General features: G+C 67.8%; 8 protein-coding genes and 1 pseudogene. 1 reads left to right on the top strand and 8 read right to left on the bottom strand.

Translation table 11 applies throughout. The annotated features are described in order from the left end of the window. The 6 genes and pseudogenes from ACFDSW_RS13465 to ACFDSW_RS13440 all read right to left on the bottom strand — a co-directional run. Positions 1 to 1,493: peptidoglycan D,D-transpeptidase FtsI family protein (locus ACFDSW_RS13465; protein WP_375250795.1), on the bottom strand; the 1,493-nt coding region annotated here is incomplete at its 3' end. Continuing rightward, a complete protein-coding gene (locus ACFDSW_RS13460; RefSeq protein ID WP_375250794.1) occupies positions 1,490 to 2,125 on the bottom strand; it encodes a hypothetical protein in 636 nt (211 codons plus the stop codon). The genes ACFDSW_RS13460 and ACFDSW_RS13465, both read right to left, overlap by 4 nt. Before the next feature lie 2 nt (positions 2,126 to 2,127). Beyond that, positions 2,128 to 3,066 (bottom strand): annotated as a pseudogene (gene rsmH / locus ACFDSW_RS13455) (16S rRNA (cytosine(1402)-N(4))-methyltransferase RsmH). 8 nt (positions 3,067 to 3,074) lie between these two features. After that, the gene (locus ACFDSW_RS13450; RefSeq protein ID WP_375250793.1) at positions 3,075 to 3,578 is read right to left on the bottom strand and encodes a division/cell wall cluster transcriptional repressor MraZ; all 504 of its coding nucleotides are present in this window, start codon (positions 3,576 to 3,578) and stop codon (positions 3,075 to 3,077) included. 424 nt (positions 3,579 to 4,002) lie between these two features. After that, a complete protein-coding gene (locus ACFDSW_RS13445) occupies positions 4,003 to 4,317 on the bottom strand; it encodes a hypothetical protein (RefSeq protein ID WP_375250792.1) in 315 nt (104 codons plus the stop codon). 75 nt (positions 4,318 to 4,392) lie between these two features. Further along, positions 4,393 to 5,367, bottom strand: a complete 975-nt coding sequence (locus ACFDSW_RS13440; RefSeq protein ID WP_375250791.1) for a cysteine synthase A — start codon at positions 5,365 to 5,367, stop codon at positions 4,393 to 4,395. 175 nt (positions 5,368 to 5,542) lie between these two features. Between ACFDSW_RS13440 and ACFDSW_RS13435 the strand changes: the two genes are divergently transcribed. Continuing rightward, positions 5,543 to 5,929 carry a hypothetical protein gene (locus ACFDSW_RS13435; RefSeq protein ID WP_375250790.1) on the top strand — a complete coding sequence of 129 codons (387 nt, stop codon included), beginning with the start codon at positions 5,543 to 5,545 and terminating at the stop codon, positions 5,927 to 5,929. A gap of 71 nt (positions 5,930 to 6,000) precedes the next feature. On the opposite strand, the gene treF is transcribed toward ACFDSW_RS13435, so the two are convergent. Together treF and ACFDSW_RS13425 are read right to left on the bottom strand one after the other, a co-directional pair. Then, entirely contained in the window at positions 6,001 to 7,557 is a 1,557-nt protein-coding gene (gene treF / locus ACFDSW_RS13430; RefSeq protein WP_375250789.1) for an alpha,alpha-trehalase TreF, read from the bottom strand. Then, positions 7,554 to 7,967, bottom strand: a 414-nt coding sequence (locus ACFDSW_RS13425; RefSeq protein ID WP_375250788.1) for a fumarylacetoacetate hydrolase family protein, incomplete at its 5' end; no start/stop codon positions are given. The genes treF and ACFDSW_RS13425, both read right to left, overlap by 4 nt.

The following is a 7,967-nucleotide window of genomic DNA, read 5'->3' as shown; positions in this document are numbered from 1 at the left end:
CGTGGCGCGTCCATCGGAAAGGCGGCGGCGAAGGTGGCAACGTTGCGCGAGCGGTCGTATCCGCCCGCGACCGCCGCCTCGGCGGTGCCGGTCTTGCCACCGACACGATAGCCCGGTGCGTCGCCCTTGCGCCCGGTACCGCGCAGCACCACCAGCCGCAGCATCTGCCGCATGCGCAGGCTGGTCGCCTCGCTGATGACGCGGCGGCCCGTCGGGGCGTGGCCCGGCGCGACCTTCAACAGCGTCGCCGGACGCCATGTCCCGCCATTCACCAGCGCGGCATAGGCATTGGCCAGATGCAGCGGCGTCACCGCGATGCCATGGCCGTAGGCGGTCGTCATCGTCGTCGTCCGCGCCCAGAAGGTTGGCCACAGCGGGCGCCCCTTCTCGCGCAGTTCGATATCCGGGCGCGTGTCGAAGCCGAGCTTGCGGAACATCGCCTGCATCCGCTGCGGCCCGACTTCGTCGGCGACGCGCGCGGTGGCGACGTTGGAGGAATAGATCAGCGTTTCCGCCATGTTGAGCCAGCGTTTCGGGTCACCGCGCTCGTCATGGATCGTGAAACGCCCGACCTGCAGCGGATGCGTCGCATCGAAGCGCCGCGCCATCGAGGTGACGACGCCATTGTCGATCGCCGCCGCCATCGTGATCGGCTTGAATGTCGATCCGAGCTCGAACACGCTCTGCGTCGTCACGTTGCGCAATTGCTCGCTGCCGGCCATGCCGACGCGATTGGGGTTGAACGTCGGCAGCGACACCATCGCCATCACCTCGCCGGTGTGGACGTCCAGAACGATACCGCCGCCGCCGCGTGCGGAAAAGGTGGTCATCGCGCGGCCCAGCTCGCTTTCCAGCGCCGCCTGCACGCGCGAATCGATCGACAGCGCGACCGGTTGCCCCGACGCCGACGCGGTGGACAGGCGATCGTCGAGCGCGCGCTCGATCCCGCTCATGCCGCGACCGCCGCTGATGAAGCCCAGCACGTGCGCCGCCATCGTCGATTGCGGATACAGGCGCTGCGTCTCGCGCTCGAACACGATCCCCGGCTCGCCGATCGCATTCACCGCCTCCACCAGCGCGGGGCTGGCACGACGGTTCAGATAGGTGAAGCTGACCGGCTTGGTGATCTGCGCATAGAACCACGCTTGATCGCCCCGGTCAGGCATCAGGTCAGCCAGCTTCTGCGCGATCTCGGTGGGATCCCCGATCAGCTTCCGGGGGTGGACACCGATCGTCCAGGCATCGATCGTGCGCGCCAGCGGTGCGCCGTTACGATCGACGATATCGCCCCGCGCTGCGGTCAGCGTCGTCTGTCCCGCACGCTCGTCCCCCGCCGTAATGCCCAGCTGCGCCAGACGCAGCAGCACGATCAGCACCCCGCCAGCGAACAGCAGCATCAGCACCATCAGGCGCAGATGCTGCGTTGCCAGCGCCTGCTGGCGCTGGTCGCTGGCGCGAGGCGCCCGGATCGGGCGGGCGACGAGCGTCGTCAACGCAGGCCGCCCCGCTCGGCGCGCGCGCCACTCAGCAGGTCACCCAGCGTCGAGTCACTCAACAGCGACTTGTCGAGCATCGCCACCGCCTTCATCGCGCGGGCAGGCGAGGTCCCCGCCGCCGTCGCGACCGCCGGGGTCAGGCGGATCGGCGCACCTGCCGAAGGGGCGCGCGTCGCAGCGGCCTTCACCACGGCAACCGCGCGCGAGGCACTGGCAGTCTGGATCGCGGGCGCGTGGGCGGCGGGCGCGCCGGTCGAAGGCGTGGCGGGGACGATCAGCGCGGCGGTCTGCACCGCCGTACCCGACCCGGGTGGCCCGCCGGGCATCATTTGCTCGCGCGGCGACAGCGACGCCAGCGTCGCCTCGTCGGCGACGAACTGCTGCGTGGTCGGCACGGTCAGCGCCAGTGTGTCGCCGTTCCAGCGCTCCAGCTGCGCGAGGTTCGACCGGACGTCGAACTCGGTTTCCAGGGCGCGGATGTCGCGCTCGGCGGACAAGATCTTGCGATCGATCTGTTCCAGCTTCTTGCGCTCCGCCGCAACCTGCGACGATACGAGATAGAAGCCGATCGCCACTATCGCGCAGCTGGCCAGCCAGCCAAGCCCCTTCAACCGATACATCGCCGCCATCGTTACGCCTCCAAACCCCAGGGTGCCGCCGCCGTCCGCCGCGCGGTTCGCAGTGTCGCGGAACGGGCGCGCGGGTTCGCCGCCAGTTCCGCCTCGCCCGCGCGGATCCCGCGCGAGGTGATCTCGAACGTGGCCGCGCGCGTCGGCGCCGCCACCGGAAGATGCCGGGATCCGGCAGGCTCGCCGCCGGAGCGCGTGCGCAGGAAACGCTTGACCATGCGATCCTCCAGCGAATGGAACGTCACCACCGCCAGCCGCCCGCCCGGCTTCAGCACGCGCTCCGCCGCCTCCAGCCCGCGTTGCAGCTGATCCAGCTCGCCATTCACATGGATACGCACCGCCTGAAACGCGCGCGTCGCCGGATCCTTCTTCTCGTGCGGACGATGGCCGAGCGCCTTGCGCACCACCGCCGCGAACTGGGTCGTCGTCGCCAGCGGTCGCGCAGCGACCACCGCCCGCGCAACGCGGCGGGACTTCGGCTCCTCGCCATATTGATAAAGGACGTCGGCGATCGTTTCCTCATCCGCCTCGTTCAGGAAATCCGCCGCGGACATGCCGTCCCGGCTCATCCGCATGTCGAGCGGCCCGTCGGACTGGAACGAGAAACCCCGCGCCGCCTGATCGAGTTGCATCGACGACACGCCGATATCCAGCGTGACACCGTCGACCGGCGACAGGTCGCGCGCCGCCAGTTCCTCCGCCATCGCCTAAACGGGCGCGGCCACCCGGGCCCGCCCGGGCTCGGCGGCCTCCACGGGGCGGCGGGCGGCTAGCGCGTCGTTAACACGACCTACCGCGAACCCCGCCGCGCCGCACAACAGGATCGCGCTCGTATAGCCGCCGGCACCGAACGTCCCGTCGACGTGGCGCTCGCCGGGGGCGGGGGCGAGCGCGTCGATCACTTCGTGGAGCAGGACGGGGATATGCGGGGCGGTGGCCATGACGTTGCTCATGACAAAGGTATCCCTTTGTCTTCGCAAGTGAATTCCACGTACTCCTTGAGGATGGGATCGATCCCCGGCGTTTCGAGCAGGATCGCGGGCGACCAGATCGTGATCCAGTTGAACGAACCCAGGAACACCGCCGCGCCGCCGATCCGCGCATAGCGACGCTCGAACGTCGGCATGATGAACCGGCCCGAGCCGTCGAACGGCAGCGGCTCGGCACCGCCGGCGCGGTCCAGGATGTTGTAATCGGGGCGCCCGGTCTTCTCGAACTGCGCCGAATCAAGCGCCTCCAGCTTTGCTTTCCAGAACGGCACGAAACCGGGATCATAAGCGATCAGGCAGCGATGCTCGGGATGCGGGGCGATGATGACGGTGCCGCCATCCTTGCCATCGTCGCGCGGCGAATTCTTCGCCAGCATCGAACGCAGGGTGTTGGGAATAGCCACCCGGCCCTTGTCATCGACAAGACCGAGCCCCTTTCCCTGATAGTCCACCCTTTCGCCCACGCCCACCTCGCACGCGGGGGCAAAAGCCCGCTTGCCCGGCGCACGGCCCTCGCCGCGCGCCGGCTGTCGCATGCCGGCCAATGACAATGGTCCTGCCCCCAATGTCGTGAGGCAGGATGTATCAGGGTTGATCGGGGATGAGAAGGGATTTTCGGGGAAATGCGGGGATCAACCGCAGAATCGTGGAATCCCTCTGGATTGTGGGGGCGAACGGCCGGATCGGAGGATGATCAAACGGGTATTCCGTCGCTGCCGACAGCGCTGCGGGGGGCAATTTTCCGGATTTCGCCGGCCTGTCCCCGATCCTCCCGGCACAGCGGGATTCGGCCGCGCCGGCGCGGCCAATGGCGCCGCCGCGCCCGCGATGACGAGCGGGGCGGTCGTCACGCCGGCGACCGCTGGCGAGTAGGGCGGATCGGAGGGATCAGTTCTGCTTAGCCGGAGTCGGGCCCGCGGTCGGCGTACCCGCCGCGGCGGGAGTCACGCCCAATTCGGCAAGCGGCTCGTTGCTCGCGGCGGTCGAGGGCACATTCTCCGGCGCGGTGACGTTGCCAACCGCTTCCGGCTTGCCAGCGCCAGCGATCGGACTTTCGTTGTTGACGGTGGAGAAGATCGCGCTGGCCAGCCCGATCAGCAGGACGACGGCCGCCAGCCCGCTCATCCCGACACGGACGCGCTGTCGTACCTGTTCGGCATGCGTGCGCTCGGCGCCCGCTTTCTGTTGTCGATTAGGCTTCATCTCGTCGCGCAAATGTAACCGATCATCCGCACGCTGTCGATTGCATGATGTGGCGCCGGCCGGGCGAGCGAGCGCTCACCCCTGCGACAATCCCTTCGCCGCGCGCCATTCCGGATCATACAATGTTGAAAGATAACGAAATCCTGTATCGCAGAGGATCGTCGCGATGCGCTTGCCTGGCCCCAGCTCACGCGCCAGCCGCACCGCGCCGGCGACGTTGATGCCCGACGAAAGGCCCAGGCACAGCCCCTCTTCCGCCAACAGCCGCTCGACCCATTCCATCCCCTCGGCATCCGAAACGCGGAATTGCGTATCGATCGGCGCTCCTTCCAGATTGGCGGTGATCCGCCCCTGGCCGATGCCCTCCGCGACCGATGATCCTTCCGATTTCAGCTCGCCATGCGCGTAATAATTGTAGAGCGCCGCCCCGTGCGGATCGGTCAAGGCGATGCGGATCGTCTCGTCATGCGCCTTGAGCCCCAGCCCCACGCCGGCGAGCGTGCCGCCCGTCCCCGCGGCGCAGGTGAAACCGTCGATCCGCCCCTCCATCTGCCGCCAGATCTCTTCCGCGGTGCCGGTGATGTGCGCGCGGCGGTTGGCGATATTGTCGAACTGATTGGCCCAGACGGCATTGGGCGTCTCTTCGGCGATCCGACGCGAGGTATGGACGAAATGGCACGGCGAGGAATAAGGCGCCGCCGGCACCGTCACCAGCTCCGCCCCCAGCGCCCGCAGCGTCTCCATCTTCTCCTTGGACTGGGTATCGGGCATCACGATGATCGTGCGATAGCCCTTGGCATTGGCGACCAGCGCCAGCCCGATCCCGGTGTTGCCCGCGGTCCCCTCGACGATCGTGCCGCCGGGCCGCAACAGCCCCTTTGCTTCGGCGTCCTCGACGATCGAGAGCGCGGCGCGGTCCTTTACGCTGGCTCCGGGGTTGGTGAATTCGCACTTGCCGAAGATATCGCAGCCTGAGGCTTCACTCGGTCCCTTGAGGCGGACGAGCGGCGTGTTGCCGATAAGGCCGAGCGTGTCGGGAATGGTCTGCATGCCACCCTAAATGCTTGCGCACACCCGATCGCGCAAGCGATCGAAAATCTATCGGCGTCGATGGTGCGGCTTGAGGATCGTGCCGCGCCGGACGCGCCGTCCGGCGCACGTGGGGCATAAGTTGGACATGACGGCCTTGACGTCGTTTTCCGCATGAGCGAAGTCGGCGTCCGCTATGAAGACCCTCCCCACCCTCTTCCTCTCCGCCACCTTGTTCGCACTCGCAGCTTGCAATTCGCAGCCGCAAAAAGCCGAGGTGATCGACACCAACCCCGATCCGATGGCTTCGACGCTGGCCAATGCCGCGCCGGTCGAGCTGCCGCCCGCGATCAAGGCCGACAAGACGATGCGCTGCAAGGATCAGAGCCTCGCTTATGTCACCTTCTTCCAGGGCGACAAGCAGGCGGTCGTCCGCACCGAGAAGGGCGGTACGCCGACGTTGCTGAAAGCGCCCGAAGCCGGCGAACCGCTGACCGCCGAGGGTGGCTGGTCGATGACCGGCACCACCACCGAGATCACCCTTACCCGCCCGGGCAAGGGCCCGATCGTCTGCCACACCTGATCGCTTCGCCGGTCTGATCGCCACCCCGGACGCGATCCGGGGTGGCATCGACCAGCGACGCTCGTGGCGGGCTATCCGCCAATCGCATAGCGCTGCTGGAAGGCGCGCGTGACGCCATTGGTCCAGCCAAAGCCATCCTGTGTCGGATATTCGCCGCCCCCACCCGCGCGACTTTCCTCGACGTCATACTTTTCCAGCAATTTGCCCGAGACGCGATATTCACGCTCGACCGTCGCCACGAAGCGGGTCGCGATCTGTCGTGCCAGATCATCATGGCCATACCGCCGCAATCCGTCCGCCGCGATCCATTGCAGCGGCGCCCAGCCGTTCGGCCAGTCCCATTGCTGCCCCGTCGCCACCAGCGTGGTACGCAAGCCGTTCGCCGCGAGCAGATCGCGCGCGATCGTCGCCGCCACGCGCTCGCCATGCGCCGCCGGTGCGACGCCGGTGAACAACGGATAGGTGGTCGCCGCGGTCACGCCGGGACGCAGCGCCCCGGCATCCACGTCGAAATCACCGTAACGGCCCTGCTCCTCGCTCCACAGCCAGCGCTCGACGGCCGCCTGTCGCGCGGTTGCCGCACGATCGAATGCCTCGGCCTGCGCCGTCATTCCCAGCGCACGGCTGCGCGCCGCGATCGCCCGCTCCATGCCGTACAACAGGCTGTTGAGATCAACCGGCACGATCGTGGTGGTATGGATCGTCGACAGCGTGCGGCCATCGCGCAGCCAGCGCGACGAAAAGTCCCACCCGCTCTCGGCGCCCGCACGCAGATCATTATATTGCCGCGCATCGCCGTGCGCCGTTTCGACATCCTCCCGATAGGATTCATCGCGCGGCGTACGCTGCGCATCGCCATAACGTTGCAGCCGCGTGCCGTCGGGCATCGTCACCGATCGTTGCGTTACCCAAAAGCGATGCTCGGCGAGCAGCGCGTCCAGCCACCGGGCCCGCGTTGCGCGATCGGCATCCGGCACCAGCCCCATCATCAGATACAGAAACGGCGGCTGCGATCGGCTGACGTAATAGCTGCGCGTGCCATTCGGGACGTGGCCATATCGCGTCACGAGCGAGACGAAATTCTCGATCATGTCGCGTGTCAGGTCGGCGTGCCCGTCCGCCTGCAACCCCAGCATCGTGAAATAGCTGTCCCAGTAATATAGTTCGCGGAAGCGGCCGCCCGGCACGACATAGCGATACGGCAGCGCGAGGGCCGATGATCCCGCCGGCGGGGAGAGCGGCGGGCGCGTCAGGGTCGGCCACAGGGCGCGGATATGCGCCGCCAGCGGCGGCCGTGCCGCGCTGACGGGCGTGGTCACCGCCTCCGCCGGGACGGTGAAATTCGCGAGCACGAAAGCCTTCAGCCGCGCATCGTCACGATAATCGCCGCGTCGGTAATCCGCGAGGATCGCGCGCGGATCACGCTTCGCCACCGCGTCGGCGAAGGTCTTGCCGTCAGCGAATATCCGCCGCATCTGCACCGCCTCGAACAGCGGCCCGTACAATTGTGCCGGGGTCGCCGGCACGATCGCCGGCGCGACACGCGCGGCGGTATCGCGCGCCGCCGCACCGTTCGCCGCCATCAGCGACACCAGCGCCAACGGCACGATCGCGCGTCGCCGCATCATGCGACTGCCTGCTCGATCACGCCGAAGATCGGATGATGGCGATCATCCTCCGCCCAGATACGGACGACGTCCCCTCGCTTCAGGAACGGCGTCACCGCGGCGCCGCTGCGGATCGTCTCGACCGTGCGTACCTCCGCCAAGCAGCAATAGCCCACGCCGCCCTCGCTGATCGGCCGCCCCGGCCCGCCATCCGCATCGCGATTCGATACCGTCCCCGATCCGACGATCGTCCCCGCCCCCAGGGCGCGCGTCTTCGCGGCGTGTGCGATCAGCGTGCCGAAGTCGAACGTCATGTCCTCGCCGGCTGCGACGCGACCGAATGGCTGACCATTCAGGTCGACCATCAGCGTGCGATGCAGCTTGCCGTCCCGCCACCATTCCCCCAGCGCATCGGGGGTGACGAACACCGG

The sequence above is a fragment of the Sphingomonas sp. genome (assembly GCF_042091075.1).
Taxonomy (GTDB): domain Bacteria; phylum Pseudomonadota; class Alphaproteobacteria; order Sphingomonadales; family Sphingomonadaceae; genus Sphingomonas.
This window is presented reverse-complemented; position numbering and strand designations above follow the sequence as displayed.

Coding starts and splice junctions, on each gene's coding strand:
- ACFDSW_RS13460 (WP_375250794.1), bottom strand. CDS start 2,125: ATGGCGGCGATGTATCGGTTGAAGGGGCTTGGCTGGCTGGCCAGCTGC.
- ACFDSW_RS13445 (WP_375250792.1), bottom strand. CDS start 4,317: ATGAAGCCTAATCGACAACAGAAAGCGGGCGCCGAGCGCACGCATGCC.
- ACFDSW_RS13440 (WP_375250791.1), bottom strand. CDS start 5,367: ATGCAGACCATTCCCGACACGCTCGGCCTTATCGGCAACACGCCGCTC.
- ACFDSW_RS13435 (WP_375250790.1), top strand. CDS start 5,543: ATGAAGACCCTCCCCACCCTCTTCCTCTCCGCCACCTTGTTCGCACTC.
- treF (WP_375250789.1), bottom strand. CDS start 7,557: ATGATGCGGCGACGCGCGATCGTGCCGTTGGCGCTGGTGTCGCTGATG.